General features: G+C 65.3%; 15 protein-coding genes and 3 tRNA genes. 5 read left to right on the top strand and 13 right to left on the bottom strand.

All coding sequences use genetic code 11. The features are described from left to right. Positions 1-10: 10 nt before the first annotated feature. The 11 genes from IY145_RS19665 to IY145_RS19615 all read right to left on the bottom strand — a co-directional run bounded on the left by IY145_RS19665 (position 11) and on the right by IY145_RS19615 (position 7901). A complete protein-coding gene (locus tag IY145_RS19665) occupies positions 11-2545 on the bottom strand; it encodes a TonB-dependent siderophore receptor (RefSeq protein WP_246722111.1) in 2535 nt (844 codons plus the stop codon). A gap of 126 nt (positions 2546-2671) precedes the next feature. Then, positions 2672-3595, bottom strand: coding sequence for a FecR domain-containing protein (locus IY145_RS19660; protein ID WP_196409752.1), 924 nt, complete (start codon positions 3593-3595; stop codon positions 2672-2674). A 91-nt stretch (positions 3596-3686) separates the two neighbouring features. Then, entirely contained in the window at positions 3687-4187 is a 501-nt protein-coding gene (locus IY145_RS19655; protein WP_196409751.1) for an RNA polymerase sigma factor, read from the bottom strand. Between the two features lie 67 nt (positions 4188-4254). After that, positions 4255-4782, bottom strand: a complete 528-nt coding sequence (locus IY145_RS19650) for a hypothetical protein (protein ID WP_196409750.1) — start codon at positions 4780-4782, stop codon at positions 4255-4257. 24 nt (positions 4783-4806) lie between these two features. Then, positions 4807-5247, bottom strand: a complete 441-nt coding sequence (locus IY145_RS19645) for a hypothetical protein (RefSeq protein WP_196409749.1) — start codon at positions 5245-5247, stop codon at positions 4807-4809. A gap of 505 nt (positions 5248-5752) precedes the next feature. Beyond that, positions 5753-5829 (bottom strand) — tRNA-Arg (locus IY145_RS19640). 196 nt (positions 5830-6025) lie between these two features. Continuing rightward, a tRNA-Arg gene (locus IY145_RS19635) sits at positions 6026-6102 on the bottom strand. A gap of 23 nt (positions 6103-6125) precedes the next feature. Beyond that, positions 6126-6437: an ETC complex I subunit gene (locus tag IY145_RS19630; protein WP_196409748.1), complete on the bottom strand. Its 312-nt coding sequence runs from the start codon at positions 6435-6437 to the stop codon at positions 6126-6128. Positions 6438-6512: 75 nt separating this feature from the next. Next, a tRNA-Pro gene (locus IY145_RS19625) sits at positions 6513-6589 on the bottom strand. A gap of 95 nt (positions 6590-6684) precedes the next feature. After that, positions 6685-7185 (bottom strand): DUF192 domain-containing protein, encoded by a 501-nt coding sequence (locus tag IY145_RS19620; RefSeq protein WP_196409747.1) that lies wholly within the window; start codon positions 7183-7185, stop codon positions 6685-6687. 128 nt (positions 7186-7313) lie between these two features. Continuing rightward, positions 7314-7901, bottom strand: coding sequence for a cold-shock protein (locus IY145_RS19615; protein WP_409455315.1), 588 nt, complete (start codon positions 7899-7901; stop codon positions 7314-7316). Between the two features lie 540 nt (positions 7902-8441). On the opposite strand from IY145_RS19615, the gene IY145_RS19610 reads away from it, so the two are divergent. From IY145_RS19610 to IY145_RS19600, 3 genes are all read left to right on the top strand, one after another. Then, positions 8442-9881, top strand: coding sequence for an aspartate aminotransferase family protein (locus tag IY145_RS19610; protein ID WP_196409746.1), 1440 nt, complete (start codon positions 8442-8444; stop codon positions 9879-9881). 134 nt (positions 9882-10015) lie between these two features. Further along, a complete protein-coding gene (locus tag IY145_RS19605; protein WP_196409745.1) occupies positions 10016-10486 on the top strand; it encodes a hypothetical protein in 471 nt (156 codons plus the stop codon). Between the two features lie 110 nt (positions 10487-10596). Continuing rightward, complete coding sequence (locus IY145_RS19600) at positions 10597-11499, top strand: metallophosphoesterase (protein WP_196410627.1); 903 nt, start codon at positions 10597-10599, stop codon at positions 11497-11499. Positions 11500-11516: 17 nt separating this feature from the next. Here the strand turns inward: IY145_RS19600 and gltB are convergent, their stop codons facing one another. Then, positions 11517-16178 carry a glutamate synthase large subunit gene (gltB, locus tag IY145_RS19595; RefSeq protein WP_196409744.1) on the bottom strand — a complete coding sequence of 1554 codons (4662 nt, stop codon included), beginning with the start codon at positions 16176-16178 and terminating at the stop codon, positions 11517-11519. A 325-nt stretch (positions 16179-16503) separates the two neighbouring features. On the opposite strand from gltB, the gene IY145_RS19590 reads away from it, so the two are divergent. Beyond that, positions 16504-17460, top strand: a complete 957-nt coding sequence (locus IY145_RS19590) for a hypothetical protein (RefSeq protein WP_196409743.1) — start codon at positions 16504-16506, stop codon at positions 17458-17460. Positions 17461-17524: 64 nt separating this feature from the next. Here IY145_RS19590 and IY145_RS19585 read toward each other — a convergent pair whose 3' ends face one another. Further along, positions 17525-17989 carry an Hsp20 family protein gene (locus IY145_RS19585; RefSeq protein ID WP_196409742.1) on the bottom strand — a complete coding sequence of 155 codons (465 nt, stop codon included), beginning with the start codon at positions 17987-17989 and terminating at the stop codon, positions 17525-17527. A 319-nt stretch (positions 17990-18308) separates the two neighbouring features. Here IY145_RS19585 and IY145_RS19580 point away from each other — a divergent pair, with 319 nt between their 5' ends. Continuing rightward, positions 18309-18653, top strand: coding sequence for a DUF2946 family protein (locus IY145_RS19580; protein ID WP_196409741.1), 345 nt, complete (start codon positions 18309-18311; stop codon positions 18651-18653). Positions 18654-18692 lie beyond the last annotated feature (39 nt).

The following is an 18692-nucleotide window of genomic DNA, read 5'->3' as shown; positions in this document are numbered from 1 at the left end:
GAAACGCGCGTCAGAACTCGACCTTCAGCGATCCGAGGAAGCTGCGCGGCGCGCCGGGCATGACGCCGATCGTGTCGCCCGGCGTGACAAAGTAGGTCTTGTCGAGCAGATTGTTCACATTGAGCTGCGCAGTCACCTTCAGATTTGACACCATGAAGGAATACCGCGCCATCACATTGACGACAGCGTAGCCGGGAATTTGAAAGTTATTGGCGTTATTACCCTGAGTGGAGCTGCGGGCGACGAAGCCCGCGCCGAAGCTCGCTCCGCGCAGAACGTCGAAATCCGGCTCGTAGACCGCCCAGAGACTTCCGGAACTCTTCGGCACGCCGTATAGGCGATGGCCGACATTGCCGTTGTTGTCCTTCAATATCAAGGAATCGATATAGGAATAGCTGCCGACGACCTTGATCTCCGAGGTCACTTGGCCGCTCACGTCGAACTCCCAGCCGCGGTTACGCGCTTCGCCGGTCGAGACCTGCGCGCCGAGCGCCGAGCGCGCTGGATCGGGATCGGGCGTCGGCACATTGACCTTCACGATGTCGAACCAGGCGACGGTCGCGGTGAGCCGCCCGTCGAATAGATCGGTCTTTGCGCCGAACTCCCATTGCCGCGCAGATGTGGCCGGTAGGAGATTGGTATTGGGACGGGTGGAGCCGTCCACCACAGGAGACAGGCCGAAATTTTCGACATAGCTGCCATAGAGGCTCAGCTGCGGTATCGGCCGCCACAACAAGCCGACGCGCGGCTTGATCGCGTCGTTGTAAGACGTGGCCGTGGCGAGCGTGACGGGCGTCGGAACCGTGTCTATCGCCGTCGAGCCCATTCGCGCATTATCGTATCGAAATCCAGCCAGCAGGTGGAAATCATAGGGCAGAGTGATCTGATCCTGGAAATAGAAGCCGTACCAACTCTGGCCGGCGTCGATCGAGAAGGCCCAGTCCGGGTTGGCGTAGAGATAGTTCGGAAATCCGGTATGCACCGGGCGGAAGAGATCGATCGAGGGCGCGGAGAAATTGAATTTGCGCTGAATTCTATAGTTGTCGAGATAATAGTCGCCGCCCGCGAGGACGTTGTGCGAGAGGCCGAACGCGTCGAACCGGCCCTTTAGGTCGAAGCTCGTGAAATAGGCCTGCGACTGGACCGCCGGCTGGTTGATGATGCGGTCGATTGTGCAAGAGGCGACGCTGCAACTCGAGAGATTGGGCCACAATGGCACGACGACGTTGTTGATCGCATCGCGAAAATTCGCATCGAAGCGGTGCGATACGGACCAGTTCGGATCGATGTTGTAGGACCAGTCGAAACCGACGCGCAGATCCTCCTTCAAATAGGACTCGCTGCCTACCTCGCCGTAGTTGCGCGAGATCGGAACGGGCGCTGGAACGCCGTTGATCACGGGCACACCGAAATCCAAAGGCGCGCGCCCGCGCTGATACTCGAGATAGACGTTCAGCCGCGTGTCGGCGGTCGGCTCATAGCGAATCTTCGGCGCGACGAAGATTCGGTCGGTATGCGCGAACTCCCGAAAGGAGTCGGCGTTCTCGTAGGCCGCGTCGATGCGATAGAGTAGCGACTTGTCGGCAGTGAGGGGACCGGTCGCGCCAGCGGTCGTGCGATAAAGGCCGTAAGAGCCGATCTGTTGCTGCAGATCGTAATGCGCCTCGCGGGAAGGCTGCTTGGTCACGACATTGATGAGGCCTCCAGGCTCGAGGCGCCCGTAGAGGATCGAGGCCGGCCCCTTGAGCACCTCGACGCTCTCGACGTTGGCCATTTCTCTCGTGATCGGCGTGAACTTGTTGTCCACGCGAACGCCGTCGAGATAATATTTGTAACTCTCGAAGCCGCGCACGAGAAAGCCCGACTGAAGCCCGGCGACAGGAATCGGCGTCACGCCGCTGACATTGGCGAGAGCGTCGTCGATGACGACGATCTGCTGATCGCGCAAGATCTGCTGGGGAACCACCTGAACGCTGACCGGCGTCTCGATGATCGGCGTGTTCGTCTTGGTCGCCGTGCTCGTCGATTCGACTTTGTAGGCGTTCGAATTGCCGGCGCCGCCATTTTCTCCGCGTCCATCGCCTCTGCCGCCAGCACGAACCTGCGCCGCCTCCGCCCCCACATCGATCGGCGGCAGCGCCTCCGCCCCTCCCGCATCGCTGCGCACGGCGTCGTTCTGCGCCAATATGATCGACACCGCCGTCTCGTCGGGACCGCCGAAACGATAGGTCAGCCCGGTGCCCCAGAGCAGACGATCGAGCCCCTCGCGCACCGAATAGGCGCCTGAAAGCCCCGGCGTGCGCAGCGCCCGCGTCACCCGCGCGTCATAGAGCAGATGCAGGCCGTTCTTCACGGCGAAGGCGTTGAGCGCCGTCGCCACTGCTCCCGCGGGTATGTCATAGACCATGACGACGCCGCTGCGCTCCTGCGGCGAGAGGGAGGCCTCGGCGGGCGTCCCTCCCAGGGCCATGGCGCCGAAGGCCATGGCTGCAACCGTCGAACTCATCGCCGCACCCTCGTTACGCAGACCCTTCTTCGTCTTCATCGCCGCTTCCCGTCGAATGTGCCGCGGACTTTTTCCGTCCGTGTCCATTCGACGCGCTCGCGCCGATTTCGGAATGTCGAAGCGTCAAAAAAACTCGAGCCGCGCCGACGTGGCCGGCGGCGCGGCTCAATCGGTCAACACGATCAGATAATCTGTGAGGTGAATCGCGCGCAGGCCGAGAAAGAACTCGATCTCGCGCAAGGCGGTCAGCGGCTCGGCCGCGGAAAAGACGCCGCTCACCCGCCGCGCGCAGATCGACGGCCACAAACAATAGACGCGCCCATGGCGGTGGCGTCCGAACGTCGCCAGAACCTCGCCGAGCGGGCGGTCCTCGACGACGAGCGCGCCGCGCCGCCAGGCGCCGATCGCCTCCGCCGCGACATCGCCGGGCCGCGCGGCGGGGGCCTCCGCCGCAAAGGAGGTCTGCTGGCGCTCTGCGACAATGACTTTTCCGCCCCCGCTCGCCACAGCCACCCTATGCTCGCCGACGGCGACACGCGCCCCGCCCGCCGTCAGCGCGACGTCGAAGGCCGTGCCGAGCGCGGTCACCTCGCCGCCCGCCGCCTCGACGACGAAGGGCCGCGCCGGATCGGGCGCGACCTCGAACCAGGCCTCGCCCGCCAGCAATCGGACGCGGCGACGCCCCGCCTCGAAATGGATGGCGACGGCCGACGCCCCATCGAGCTCGACGCGCGAGCCGTCCGCGAGGATCGCCGTCCGACGCTCGCCGACGCCAGTCGAATGGTCGGCGCGCCACAGCAGGGAAAGATCGCCGAACCAAACGGCGATGGCGATAGAGGCGGCGAGCAATCCGCCCCAGGCGGCCGCGCGTCCGGGCCGCGCGAGGCGCTGCTGCGGCCGGCGGGCCGGACGCAGCTCCCGCGCCTGCGCAAACATTCCGGAAATATCGGCATAGGCGCGGGCGTGGGCGGGGTCGGCGGCGAGCCAGGCGTCGAATTCGGCGCGCGCCTCGCCGACGAGCTCGCCCGCCGTCTCCCGAATCCACCATTCAATCGCCGCCGCGTGGAGGGCGCCGTCATCCGTCGTCATCGCGTCGTCGCTCCACGCGCGACGAACGGCGCGCGCCTGTCGAATACGACGCAGAAAAGCGAAAAAAGGAAGGTCGGGGCTAAAAATTCTCTCACCCGAGCGCCGCCCAGCAACGCTGCATGGCGATGCTCATATGTTGGCGGACCATGCGCTCGGAGACGCCGAGGCGCGCCGCGATCTCGGGAAACGACAGATCCTCGAAGGCGCAGAGCTCGAACACTTCCCGGCAGCGGGGCGGCAGAGCCTCGATCGCCGCGGCGAGGCGGCGCGCGCGGCGATCATGGTCGACGATCTCGTCCTGCGGCGCGTCGCCGTTCGGCCTCTCGCCGAGAAACTGTTGGAAGCTCAGATATTTGGTTTCGGTGCGTCGGCGTCTGGCGAAATCGCGCGTCAGATTGGCGGCGATCTGCTGGAGAAAGGCCGGCGGATCGGCGACATCGTCGAGCCGCTCGTGCCGCAGCGCGCGCACGAAGGTCTCCTGCAGCAGGTCCGAGGCAGCGTCCGCGCCGACGCGGCGCGTGAGATAGGCCGTGAGGACGCGCCTGTTGCGCACGAACAGATCGCGAATGAAATGAGATTTCTTTGTCGACATTCGCCGCCGCCCGCGGCGGTCTCGGCGGCGCGCGGGACGCGACGGACGAGACCGAAAGAAGAGGAAATCAGAGTGATGTAGTCGATCGGCCGATCGACGACGGCGGCGGCGCGCGTGACGAAAATAGGCTCCGCCGTCCGATCGGCGGCGGGGGACGCCGGCTCTGGAATGGAACGTAGAGCGCCCCGCGGAGTGGCGCGGGTTCGGGCTTCGGCTCCGAGAATAGCGCGATCGGCGGCGCATCGCGCGAGCAGACGCGGCACAAGATGCACTGTGCATGCGAATGGTCGCGCTTCGCCGGCGCGCGATCGCCGGACCCGATGTCGCAGAGCTGGTCGGCTCCCAGAGACAGGGCCCAGCCCGACTGCGCAAAAGGCGCGCTCGCCTGCGCGACGCCGACGATCGCCTGGAGCAGCAGCCACGCCGCGGCAAGCGCGGCGTGCGCGCCGTGCAGCCGGCCGATATGCGCCCGAGACGAAGCCATGGTCCCATTGGAGACAGGCGGAGCCGTGACCGTCAAGGCGGAAATGCGCCGCGCAGCCGGGCCGAGGCGGAAATCGCCAGACTGTCGCAGCGCCGCCACGGTCGAAGCCACAGCGCGAATGCTGTGCGCTCGACTCTAAATGGTCAAGGACAGCCGCACCACGCCGGCATGCACGAATTTGCTCACCGCCAGCTTCGGCCCGGTCGGCATGAACACAGTTCCATAGGCCTGGTAGTTTCCCGTTTGAGGATTGGGGACCACCCCGGTCGGAGAGCAGCGCTGAACGGCGACAAATCCTCCGGCGACCGGCGGAAAGATGGAGATTTTGTAGTATCGCAGCACGGTCGCCTCGGTTCGGGAATAATAGATCGTTCCGCCCGGATGGCCGCCGTTGCCGACGTTCGGCGTGACCGGATTGACCGGGACGGACTTGACCCTCACGCGCGCTGCGCCCAGGCCGCCCGCAGGAATATTCGGCGTGATCGGCGCAGGCGCCGCCTCGATCGCATCCGCGACCGCGATGAAAATCAGCGGCTGACTGGCGTGTTGATTGTGAATGATGATCTCGTAGCGCATGATCTGGTTCCCAATCCATTTCGAGAAAATGCGGCGACCCTCGCCTTTCGGTTCGCGGCGGCCGATGGCGACGAAATAGCCCGTGCTCGAAAAAAGCGGTGTGGGAATTCACACAGAACGATCGAATTGGCGCGCCACGGCGGCCGTGCTCGCGCGCCGACGAGCTCGCTCTCGCATCGATGACGTCAGCGCTATTTTTCGCCCGACATCGGATGAACAGGCGGGGCGTTTGCGCGCGGAGGCGCAAACGCAGATCACGTCAGCGCGGCCTATGCGTGAATAGAGAGGCAGAGAAAAATATTGCGCCGAAAAGCAACAAATAGAGTCCGAGGCCAACCGGGCGCGACAGGCCGAACCAATCTTGAAGAAGCTGCTTCGTGACGCTTGCGGCGACGACGCTCGCGATGCAGAGGGCGATGGCTCTGCCGCCTCGACTCGAGGAGCGCGCGCTCGACATAGATTCGTATCTCTTAATCTAAATCGGACGAGCGCATAATGCGCTTGCTGGCGACCCCGGTAGGATTCGAACCTACGACCTACTGCTTCGAAGGCAGTTGCTCTATCCAGCTGAGCTACGGAGTCGATCGTCGCAATCTAGCATGTTCGGTCGGCGCCGTCTCGGTCACGATTTCGTCGTCGAGACGCCGGACTCCGACCAACTTCGGTCTGCGCCGTCTTCGGCAGGCGCTGCGAAAAAAGCATCGAAGGGAAAATCATCGGCTCGTGCGAATCGAACACCGGGCGGAGCGCGACGAAAGGCTTCCGGTCGTCGACCGCATGGCGACCCCGGCTGGATTCGAACCAGCGACCTACCGCTTAGAAGGCGGTTGCTCTATCCGGCTGAGCTACGGGGTCGTGACGGCGGCGGTGTCGCGGCGTCAATGCGTCCACTGGCCGACGCGCTGCGTCTTGAAATTATCGGCATAAGACATAATGCGGCGCGACGGCGCGCCGGGCTTGGGCTCCTCCACGCGATAGACGAGCGAGCGTCGCTCGGCGTAGGCGATCGCCTCCTCCTTGGTGGAGAAGCGCAGCCTGATCTGCGCCTTGGCGTCCGACGTGCCTGTCCATCCCATCAGCGGATCGAGCTCCCGCGGGGTCTCGTTCTCGAATTCGAGCACCCAGGGCTTGGCCGGTCCCGGACCGGATTGCGTCGCGCTGGGGGACGGGCGGTGAATGCGTGCGGTCATATCGGCCTCGGCAAGAGCCGGCTCGCGAGCCGGCCAGAACGAAATAGCGGCGCTGTGGCGGGGACTCCGCGCCAATGGTCGGGGCAGCAGGATTCGAACCTGCGACCTGAAGTACCCAAAACTTCCGCGCTACCAGGCTGCGCCATACCCCGTCTCGCGAATAGGCCGCGGAGCCCATTTCCCGCCGAACGCCTCGCTAGCACGAGGGCGCGCCGCTCACAAGCGCGAGCGCGCGAGCCGACGCCGCCTATCTGTCGAAAATCGGATGTTTGACGACGTCGCCGACAGAGATCGACAAGCGCTGGGCCGCGCCGGCGGCGAGCTCTATGACGGCGAGCGCCGCTCCGCCGGAGGAGATGACCCGTTCCGAATAGGGCTCCGCTCCGAGCGCTACGGAGACGATGCGGCCGGCGCGCGACACGAAGATCATGTCGAGAGAAAGCGGCGTGTTCTTCATCCACATGGAGACCGGCCGCTCCTCATGAAAATCGAACAACATGCCGCCGTCGGCAGGAAGCGCGGTGCGGTACATCAAGCCCCTCTCGCGCTGGTCCGGCGTGCGCGCCACCTCTACGCGCAGCAGATGTGGGCCGGTCGTCGTGACGATCTCGAGCGGTTCGACAGCCATTTTGACCGCGGGAGGCGATGATCCCGCCTCCTTCGCGCGGCCCGGAACAGGCGCGCAAAGAAGAAGGACGAGAAGCGTCACGACGACGCCGGAGACTCTCCGCGACAACTCACCCGACATGTTCACCCTCGTCACATTCCGACCGCCGAACGCAGCGCGGCATCGTCGAAACGCTCGCGCTCGACGGCCATTCTGCCATTGCGATCAGGAAATACAAAGCGGGCCGGAAGCGTGCGTCTCGCTCCGCTTTAATGCGAGGCCGGCAGCGCCGATTCCAGCGGTCGCACTTCGGTCGCCATCAGGCCCTTGGGGCCGTCGCCATAGCGCACCAGCACGCTGTCGCCGGGCTTCAGCTCGGCAAGTCCGTAGCGCCGCACCGTCTCCATATGGAGGAAGATATCGTCGGTGCCCTCGCCGCGGGTGAGGAAGCCGAAGCCTTTCACCCGGTTGAACCATTTGACGATGGCTATCTCATAGCCGCTCGACGGCGCCACTTGGACATGGGTGCGGGGGGCGCCGTTCTGCGAAGGATGAACGGCCGTCGACTCGTCCATGCCCACGACGCGGAACACCTGCATTCCCTTGGCGCGTTTCTGCGCTTCGCAAACGACGCGCGCGCCTTCATAGGCCGACTGGTATCCGGAACGCCGCAGGATCGTCACATGCAAGAGAATATCCGCGCCGCCATCATCCGGAACGACGAATCCGTATCCCTTCGAAACGTCGAACCACTTGATGGTTCCGGACACTTCGACGAGATCGAGCCCGGCTTCGCCGTTTTCGACATTGATGGCCGACGCGCTCAACTCATTCTGGAATGAAATTTTTGCGCCCAACAGACCAACTCCCCCTGCCGATTCGGAACGAATGCGCTCCGCTCGCCTTCGAAGACTCGAATCGCGACGCTCGCCCGTGAATCACTGTGGTTAAGATATCATCGCCGCGCTTTCCTCCAACCGACTTTTTTGTCTCGAGCGCCTTCGCTGTGGATACAAAGCCCGAAAATGCTTGGCGTTCCGCGCCATCGACGCGAGTTACGCGAAATACCGTACGAGCGCCTTCGGCGAGCGATCGCCGCGTCGCGAGAGAGAAATTTCCGCGTTGCGCGCGATTTCGCAGAGCCGGTCTTCGCCATGAAAGCGGCGCGATTCGGCGCCACAGCCACATTCGGACGCGCGACGCGCGCCTCGTCCCCCCGCGCGGCCCGGCGATCGCGCTGGACAGAGCGGCGCGAAACAATATGCTCTTCCATATGTTGCGGTCCGCACGAAGCCGCGACATAGTGCGCCGCCGCCACAGAGGGTGGCGCGCTTGACCGGCCGCAATTCCCGCGAGAAGATCGCGCGCCGCCCCTATAGGATACGGACGCTGAACGAATGACCTTTATTTCGCCGCGAGACGATCGCGACCTGGCGCAGGACGGCGGCGCCCCGAATTTCGATCTCGCCTCCCTTTATGCGGAGCGCGAGAACGAGCGTTTCGCGCTGCACTCGCAGCATCTCAACGAGATGTGGGTACGGGTGCTGAAGACGATCGGCTACGACGTCGGATTCGTGCGCGGCGCCGGTCAATATCTCTATGACCGCAAGGGCGCGCGCTATCTCGATCTCTTGAGCGGTTGGGGCGTGTTCGCGGTCGGACGCAATCATCCCGCGCTGCGGGCGGCGCTGATGAGCGTGCTCGGCGCGGAGCTGCCCAATCTTGTTCAGCTCGACGTATCGGTGCCCGCGGCGCTGCTGGCGGAGCGGCTGCTCGGCTTCGCGCCCTTTCTCGACAAAGTCTTCTTCGCCAACTCCGGCACGGAAGCCGTCGAGGCCGCGATCAAATTTTCGCGCGCGGCGACGGGCCGCGCGGGCATATTGCATTGCGCGCATTCCTTCCACGGCCTCACCTATGGCGCGCTGTCGCTCAATGGCGACGAGATTTTCAAAAAGGGCTTCGGCCCGCTGTTGCCCGATACGCGTGAGATTCCGTTCGACGATCTCGTCGCGCTCGAGGAGGCGCTGCGGCATCGTGATGTCGCGGCCTTCTTCGTCGAGCCCATTCAGGGCAAGGGCGTGAACATGCCGGCGCCGGACTATCTCGCGCAAGCCGCCGCGCTCTGCCGCAAATATGGGACGCTGTTCGTCGCCGACGAGATTCAGACCGGCCTCGGCCGCACCGGAAAATTCTTCGCGATCGAGCATTATGGCGTCGAGCCCGATCTCCTGCTCGTCGCCAAGGCGTTGTCGGGAGGCCACGTCCCCGTCGGCGCCGTGCTGACGCGCAAATGGATCTTCGACAAAATGTTCGACCGCATGGATCGCGCGGTCGTGCATGGCTCCACCTTCGGCAAGAATGAACTCGCAATGGCCGCCGGCCTCGCGACTCTCGAGGTCATCGCGAGCGAGAAGCTCGTCGAGAACTCCGCCGCCAAGGGCGAGCGTCTGCTCGCCGCCTTCCGCGCCATGGCCGAGCGCTATGAGCTCGTCGCCGATGTGCGCGGCAAGGGGCTGATGATCGGAATCGAATTCGGCGAGCCGCGTTCGCTGAAGCTGAAAGCCGCGTGGAATCTGCTGGAGACGGTCAATTCGGGCCTGTTCTGCCAGCTCATCAGCATTCCGTTGTTCGAGCAGCACAAGGTGCTGACTCAGGTCGCCGGCCATGGCAATCACACGATCAAATTGCTGCCGCCGCTCACCATCGACGATTTCGATTGCGATCTGATCGAGCGCTCCTTCGACAAGGTCATCGCCGACGCGCATCACGCGCCGGGAGCGGTCTGGTCGCTCGGCAAGACGCTCGCCGGCCATGCGCTGAAAGCCAAGCTCGGTTAGCGGAAAATCTCGGTTAACGAATTGGGAACGCGCCTTGCTCCTGGCAGGCGCGCGACAGGGAGCCGCGCCGATTTGACACGTCGGCGCAAATTTCCGCCCTGCCGCGCTCTGCTTCGAAACGAAAGGCTCCGATCATGCGTATCAGTGCGACGATTCTGTCAGCGGCCTTGCTGGCCGCGCTCTTTGGCCTTCCCGGCCCATCCATCGCCGGCGCGCGAGGGCCGGTCGTCATTCGCGGGCTCGGTCCCGATGATTTTACTCCTCGGGCCGCCGCGAATTTCCGGCATAGTCGCCCCGCCCATCCTGCGCGCCGCTGGCGGGAGCCGGAGCCGGCCTATGCTCGCGCTGCAATAGCGCCACCGCGCTTCCGCGTCGCAGCGGCGGAGGATGCGCAGGACTGGCGGCAGTCCGCTCGGCCGCGCTATCGCGCGAGCGAATTCGCGCCTGCGCCTTATATAGAGCCGGCGTATTACGCGCCCGAGAGCAATCCTTATGACCGCGTCTATCGCCCTGGAGCCTATACGGCGGCCGATCCGATTCCGCCGAGGCCTGGGCCGATCTATGGCTATTACCTCGACGAAGGCCCCTTCCCCGCGCCGAGATGAGCCGAACGACGCCGCCCGCGCAGCGTGACTCGAAACGGACGCATTGATCGGCTTAGACGTCATGCGTCTGTTCGAGGCCAGAATGACGCCATGAGGGAGACGTCATGAGCATCCTGACCCGGCGCGCCTTCCTGAAGGGCGCGATCGCCGGAGCGGCTTCCGCCTTCGCGGGAGCGGCCTACGCCTTCGGCTATGGTCCGCTGCAGGGACCGCGCGTCGCCCGCTATCGCGTCGCGCCACGCAATTGGCCGAAGGGCTTCGCGCTCGAGATCGCAGCGCTCTCCGATCTCCACGCCTGCGATCCCTGGATGTCGATCGAGCGCATCGACGCCATCGTCGATCGGATGAATGCGCTCCGGCCGGACGTCATCGTGCTGCTCGGCGACTATGTCGCCGGACTGCATCATTTCGCCACGCCGATCCCCGCGGCGCAATGGGCGCGCGCGCTCTCGCGTCTCAGCGCTCCGCTCGGCGTCCATGCGATCCTCGGCAATCACGACATGTGGGACGATCGCAATGTTCAGCGCCGCGGCGGCGGCGATGTGATCGCGCGCCGCGCGCTCGAGGACAATGGGATTCCCGTCTATGAGAATGCGACCGTGCGCCTGAACAGCCGCGGCCGCGACTTCTGGCTCGCCGGCCTCGCCGACCAATATGCGATTTCCGTCGGACGGCGCCGATGGAAAGGGCTCCACGATCTGCCGGCGACGCTCGCCGCCGTCACGACCGACGATCCTGTCATCCTATTGGCGCATGAGCCCGACGTTTTTCCCGATGTGTCGGAGCGCGTCGCTCTGACGCTCTGCGGCCATACGCATGGCGGACAGGTGCGGCTCTTCGGCTGGGCGCCGATCGTGCCATCTCGTTTCGGCAATCGCTATGTCTATGGCCATATCGTCGAGGACGAGAAGCATCTCGTCGTCTCCGGCGGTCTGGGATGCACGGGGCTTCCGGTGCGCTTCGGCGCGCCGCCGGAAGTGCTTCATGTGCGGGTCGAAGCGCCGGCGGCGTAATGCGCGCCGGCGCCCGATCATTCGCCGGCCGCCTTCAGCTTCTCGCCGCTCTGGCTGCGCGCCAAGAGCTCGGTGAGCGCGCGGCGATATTCGACCGGCATCACCTTGCGGAACTTCGGCTTGTAATTCTCCCAATCGTCGAGGATCGCACGCGCGCGCGTCGAACCCGTGTAGCGTAGATGATTGGAGATGAGATGCTTCAGACGCTCGGCGTCGAACCGCGTCATATCGGTCATCACATCGACGCGGCCATGCTGCTCGAGATCGCCGCTCTGATGATAGCTCTGCGTCATCGCGGTCTCCTCGTCGCGCACCGGCTCGAGATCGACCATTGCGAGATTGCAGCGCTCGGCGAAGCCGCCGTCTTCATCGAGCACATAGGCCACGCCGCCCGACATGCCGGCCGCGAAATTGCGGCCCGTCTGACCGAGCACGACGACGACGCCGCCGGTCATATATTCGCAGCCATGGTCGCCGACGCCCTCGACGACGGCATAGGCGCCCGAGTTGCGCACGGCGAAGCGCTCGCCGGCGACGCCGCGCAGATAAGCCTCGCCCGCAATGGCGCCGTAGAGCAATGTGTTGCCGACGATGATCGACTTCTCCGGCACGATCTGCTTGGCGTCGCGCGAGGGATAGACGATGACCTTGCCGCCGGAGAGGCCCTTGCCGACATAGTCGTTCGCCTCGCCCTCGAGCCGCAGCGTCACGCCACGCGCGAGAAAAGCGCCGAAGCTCTGTCCCGCCGTGCCCGTCGCGCGAATGTCGATCGTGTCCTCGGGCAATCCCGTATGACCGTAGATGCGGGCAACCTCGCCCGACAACATCGCGCCGGTCGAGCGATCGACATTGCGGATCGCCGTCTCGATGGATGTCTTCGCGCCGCGGTCGATCGAGGCGCGCGCCGCCTCGATGAGCTTATTGTCGAGAACCTTGTCCAGCCCGTGATCCTGCGCGAAGCTGTGGCGGATCGCGGCGCCCTCGCCTGCCGGCTTGTGGAACAGCTTGGAGAAGTCGAGTCCCTTCGCCTTCCAATGGGCGAGCGCCTTCTCCTTGTCGAGCATCTGCATCTGGCCGATCAGCTCGTCGAAGCGGCGATAGCCCATTGCCGCCATCAGCTCGCGAACCTCTTCGGCGACGAAGAAGAAGAAGTTGATGACATGCTCGGGCTGGCCGACGAAGCGCTTGCGCAGCACCGGATCCTGCGTCGCGACGCCGACAGGACAAGTGTTGAGATGGCATTTGCGCATCATCACACAGCCCGCCGCGATGAGCGGCGCCGTCGCGAAGCCGAATTCATCGGCGCCGAGCAGCGCGCCGACGATGACGTCGCGGCCCGTGCGCAAGCCGCCGTCCACCTGCACGGCGATGCGCGCGCGCAGATTGTTCAGCACCAAAGTCTGATGCGTCTCGGCGAGGCCGATCTCCCACGGGCTGCCCGCGTGCTTGATGGAGGTGAGCGGCGAGGCGCCCGTGCCGCCGTCATAGCCCGAGATCGTCACATGATCGGCGCGGCCCTTGGAGACGCCGGCGGCGACCGTGCCGACGCCGACCTCGGAGACGAGCTTCACAGAGACATTGGCGCGCGGATTGACGTTCTTCAAATCGAAGATCAGCTGCGCCAAATCCTCGATCGAGTAAATATCATGATGCGGCGGCGGCGAGATGAGGCCGACGCCCGGCGTCGAATGGCGCACTTTGGCGATCACCGCGTCGACCTTGTCGCCGGGCAATTGGCCGCCTTCGCCGGGCTTCGCGCCCTGCGCCATCTTGATCTGGATCATGTCGGAGTTGACGAGATATTCCGCCGTCACGCCGAAACGCCCGGAAGCTACCTGCTTGATCGCCGAGCGCGCGCTGTCGCCATTGGGCAGCGGCTTGAAACGCTCCGGCTCCTCGCCGCCCTCGCCCGTGTTGGATTTTCCGCCGATACGGTTCATCGCAATGGCGAGAGTCGTATGCGCCTCGCGCGAGATGGAGCCGAAGGACATGGCGCCGGTGGAGAAGCGCTTGACGATCTCGCTCGCCGGCTCGACCTCGTCGAGCGGCACGGGCGCGCGTCCATCCTCCTCCGCCGTCTTGACGCGGAACAGGCCGCGCAGATTGAGCAGCTTCTCGTCCTGCTCGTTGAGATGCTTGGCGAAGGCGCGATATTTGTCCTGCGCATTGGCGCGCACGGCATGCTGCAGCAGAGAGATCGTCTGCGGCGTCCAGCTATGCGCCTCGCCGCGAATGCGGAAGGCGTAATCGCCGCCGACATCCAGCGCGTCGCGATAGATCGCCACATCGCCGAAAGCGTCCTTGTGACGGCGCACGGTCTCGGCCGCGATCTCGTCGAGGCCGACGCCCTCGACGCGCGTCGTGGTGCCGCGGAAGAATTCGTCGATGAAGCCCTGCGCCAGGCCCACGGCGTCGAAAATCTGCGCGCCGCAATAGGACTGATAGGTCGAGATGCCCATCTTGGACATGACCTTCAGCAGGCCCTTGTCGACCGCCTTGATGAAACGCTTGATCGCCGTAGGGCCATCGACGTCGGAGGGGAAATCCTCGGTCGAAGCCTCGAGCGTCTCGAAGGCGAGATAGGGGTTGATCGCCTCCGCGCCATAGCCGGCGAGCAGCGCGAAATGATGCACCTCGCGCGCTTCGCCGGTTTCGACGACGAGGCCGACCGATGTGCGCAGGCCGCGGCGAATGAGGTGATGATGCACGGCCGCGGTGGCGAGCAGCGCCGGAATCGGAATGCGATCCGGCCCCACCATGCGGTCGGAGAGGATGATGATGTTATAGCCGCCGTTCACCGCTTTCTCGGCGCGCTCGCCGAGCCGGTTCAGCGCCTCGCGCAGGCCGGCGGCGCCGGTCGCGGCGTCATAGGTGATGTCGAGCGTCTTGGTGTCGAAGCTGTCTTCGATATGACCGATGCAGCGGATTTTTTCCAAATCCTCATTGGTGAGGATCGGCTGCCGCACTTCGAGACGCTTCTTCTTCGACGAGCCCTCGTGATCGAGAATATTCGGGCGCGGGCCGATGAAGGAGACGAGGCTCATCACCAATTCCTCGCGGATCGGATCGATCGGCGGATTGGTCACCTGCGCGAAGTTCTGCTTGAAATAGGTGTAGAGCAACTTAGGCTTGTCGGAGAGCGCCGAGATGGGCGTATCCGTGCCCATGGAGCCGATCGCCTCCTGGCCGGTGACGGCCATGGGAACGAGCAGAAGGTCGAACTCCTCCTGCGAATAGCCGAAAGCCTGCTGGCGATCGAGCAATGACACATCGGCGCGCGAGGCGCGCGGCTCGACGGGCTTCAAATCCTCGAGCACTATCTGCGTGCGCTCGAGCCATTGCTTATAAGGCTGCGAGGAGGCGAGCTCCTTCTTGATCTCGTCGTCGGAAACGATGCGTCCCTGCTCGAGATCGACGAGCAACATCTTGCCCGGCTGAAGACGCCATTTCTGGACGATCTTCTCCTGCGGGATCGGTAGCACGCCCATCTCGGAGGCCATGACGACGAGCCCGTCCTCGGTCACGAGATAGCGCGCCGGACGCAGGCCGTTGCGATCCAGCGTCGCGCCGATCTGGCGGCCGTCGGTGAAGGCCATGGCGGCGGGGCCGTCCCAGGGCTCCATCAGCGCGGCGTGATATTCGTAGAAAGCCTTGCGTTCGGCGTCCATCAGCGGATTGCCGGACCAGGCCTCCGGAATCAGCATCATCACCGCATGGGCGAGCGGATAGCCGCCCTGCACGAGAAACTCGAGCGCATTGTCGAAACAGGCGGTGTCCGACTGCCCCTCATAGGAGATCGGCCACAGCTTCTCGATGTCATTGCCGAACAGCGGAGAGGCGACGGAGGCCTGCCGCGCCGCCATCCAATTGAGATTGCCGCGCAGCGTGTTGATCTCGCCATTATGCGCGACGAAGCGGTACGGGTGCGCGAGGCGCCAGGACGGGAAAGTATTGGTCGCGAAGCGCTGATGCACCAGCGCGATGGCGCTGATGAAGCGCGGGTCTTTCAGATCGAGGAAATATTCGCCGAGCTGCGAGACCAGCACCATGCCCTTGTAGACGATGGTCTGCGAGGACACGGAAACCGAATAATGCTCGCGAGCCGCCGGCCCCCGCGCATAAATCTCGTTGGAGGCGGTCTTGCGCGCGAGATAGAGCCGGCGCTCGAAATCGATGTCGTCGGTCACGGCCTCGCCGCGGCCGATGAACACCTGGCCATGCACCGGCTCGACCGCCTTCACCGCCTCGCCGAGATCGCTCGAATCGACCGGCGTGTCGCGCCAGCCGAGCACGACGAGCCCCTGGGACGCGGCCGCCGCCTCGATGAATTCCTTCGCCTTGGCGCGCTCCGCATCGTCGCGCGAGAGGAAGAACTGGCCGATGGCGTAATGGCCGGGCTCCGGCAGCGCGAAGCCGAGCTTGGCGCATTCCTCTTTGAAGAACTGGTGCGGAATCTGCACGAGAATGCCGCAGCCGTCGCCGAGCTTGGGATCGGCGCCCACGGCCCCGCGATGATCGAGATTGAGCAGGATCTGCAGACCCATCTCGACGATCTCGTGGCTCTTGGCGTTGTGCAGATCGGCGACGAAGCCGACGCCGCAGGAATCGTGCTCTTTGGACGGATCGTAGAGGCCCTGAGCCTGCGGCAGGAGGGGGTCTCTGGCGTCGATCGCGGTCATGGCGGCGTCTCCCGGGCGAGTCCGGAGGCGGCTCGGCCCGATCGCCGCGCCTGCGTCCCCGTCCCCTATCGTCGAATTCATCGATTTGCTCCGAAGCGCGCGGATGCGTCATCGGAGAAGAATGGTCAGCAAGGCTGACATATCAGCGGGAAATATTGTTGCCAGATTTACGCGCAGCACACAAGCAATCTGCCGCCACAAAACCGAAATCCCGGCGCATTCCGCCCGCCGAGCGCGCCGCCTGCGTCCAAAGCTCGCCGCAATGGTCGCGGAAGCTCCGCTGTCGAGACGGGGCCCGATGATCAATGAAGATGTGGAGCGGTTCATGACGCTATCGAGACTGCGGCCGAAGGTCTTGCTCGCCCTTGCGAGCCTCGCGCCGATTGCGGCCGCGACGCCGGCCGCGGCGGATTTCTTCTTTCGCCCTTTCGGCTACGCCTTCCACCGGCCGATCCCGGAGACGGCACCCGACGCCTCGCCGCGGGCCATCGCTGAAATATTGGGGGAAGAGGGCTTTCGCCTCGTCGGCGGGCTCGGCCGCCGCGGCGATCAAGTGGTGGCGACCGGCGTCGACCGCCGCGGGCGCTACAGGCGCTTCCTCATCGACCCCTATGAGGGCGAGATTCTGAAGTCCTGGCGCGTCGGACCGGAGGTCGTCCACGAAGCGCCGGGCTTTATCGACGCGCCGCCGGCCGCCTATCGCGGCGCGCCGCCGGTCGAGACCCATGACGCGCCGCGAACCGGAGCGGTCCAGGATCCTCTCGTCGTGCCGGGCCTCGGCGCCGAGCCGCGCCGTCCCGCGCCGCAATCCGCCGCCTCGCCCCGAAGGACGGAGACGCCGGGCCGGACCCACGCCGCGGCCCGGCCCGAAGGCGCCGAGACGCAGCGCATCCCTCACGCGCCGCCCTCGCAGGCGACAAAGCCGCCCGCGCGGCCGACCCAGTCCGCCGCGCCCCACGGGTCCGAGAAACCGGCCTCGCCCAGACCTGCCGCCGAGACGCCAGAGGAGCGGAAAGCCCAGCCGCAACCGCAGTCCGCGCCGACGCCCGTCGCGGCTCCAGCGCCTCAGGCGGCCCCCGCGCCGGCGACCGAGCCGAAAGCCCCGGCGCCTTCCCAGGATGCGGCGCCCCACGCCGCCGCGCCCGTTCCGGAGCCGTCCGCCATCGTCGGCCACCAGCAGGCCGCCCCGGCGCCACAGGCCGCGCCCGTCAATCCCGTCTCGGCGGAACAGTCCAAGACGCCGCCGACGCCAGAAGCGCCCAAGCCGACGCCAGGCGGATGAACCAAAAAAAAGAGGCGTCCCCGCTTTGGGACGCCTCGATTTTTCTACGGCTATGGAAGGCCGGTCAGGCGGCTTTGGCGTCGATCGTCTGCGCCGGAGCGCCGCCGCCGATCTCGATGCGGCGCGGCTTTTGCGCCTCCGGAATCTGGCGGACCAGATCGACATGCAGCAGGCCGTTGGCGAGGCTCGCTCCGGTCACGACGACATGGTCGGCGAGCTGGAAGCGCCGCTCGAAGGCTCGCGCCGCAATGCCTTGATGCAGGATTTCGCGCTTGACGCCGGTCTCAGGCGCAGTCTCCTTGGCGCCCTTGATGGTCAGCGTGTTCTCGCGCGTCTCGATCGACAGATCTTCTCGCCCGAAGCCGGCCACCGCCAGGGTCACGCGATAGTCGTTCTCGCCCGTGCGCTCGATATTATAAGGAGGATAGGCGGGCGCCGCCTCCGGGCCCGCGCCCTGGTCCAGCAGGGAAAACAGGCGATCGAAGCCGACGGTCGAGCGATAGAGCGGGGAAAGATCGAAGTGACGCATGACATTGTCCTCCTAGAAGCGACAGTGGAGCGCGATCGGGATCGTCGTCCCCGCTCGCGCCGGGGATGAAGCGCGTCCGCTACGGCCCGCGCTGAAATTCATGTGGGAACGCCTTTCGCGCCATGCAAGAGGCGTCCGGGGCCGGTCGGTGTCGCAATTTTGTGACGGGGGCCGAGTTTTTCGCCACGCGCGTGACGAATTCATTGACGCCGGAAATTGCCCGGCTCTAGGGTCGCGCATGGCGAAGCCCAGGTCTCTCGGCTCCAGATCGGCCGGCTCCAGATCATATGGCCCCGCGGCGAGACGCGCGCTCGTCTCGATGCTGGCGCTTTGCCTTTTCGCGCTGCAGGCGCTGTTCGCGCTCTCCATCTCTCGATCTCACGCGACGGCCGCGGACGTCAGCGGCTTTTCCGCCTCCGCCTATTGCGAGCCGCACAGGGACGGCGGCTCGCCGCCGGCCGATCGCGATCACGCTCCCTGCTGCATCCTCTGCGTCGCCGGACGCGACGCGCCGCCCATCGCCGCGCCGGAGGATGAGGAGCCCGCTTTCGCGCTTCCCATCGTCTCCCTCGCGCCGCTCGCCTTTGGCTGGGCCGCGCCGGCGGAGCGCGAGCCGATCGGCTGGGCGAGTTCCTGGTCGTCGCGCGCCCCTCCCCTCGCCTGACCCGCGACGCGCCGCGCCAGCGGCCGTTCCTTACGACCT

The organism is Methylosinus sp. H3A (genome assembly GCF_015709455.1).
Lineage (GTDB): Bacteria > Pseudomonadota > Alphaproteobacteria > Rhizobiales > Beijerinckiaceae > Methylosinus.
This window is presented reverse-complemented; position numbering and strand designations above follow the sequence as displayed.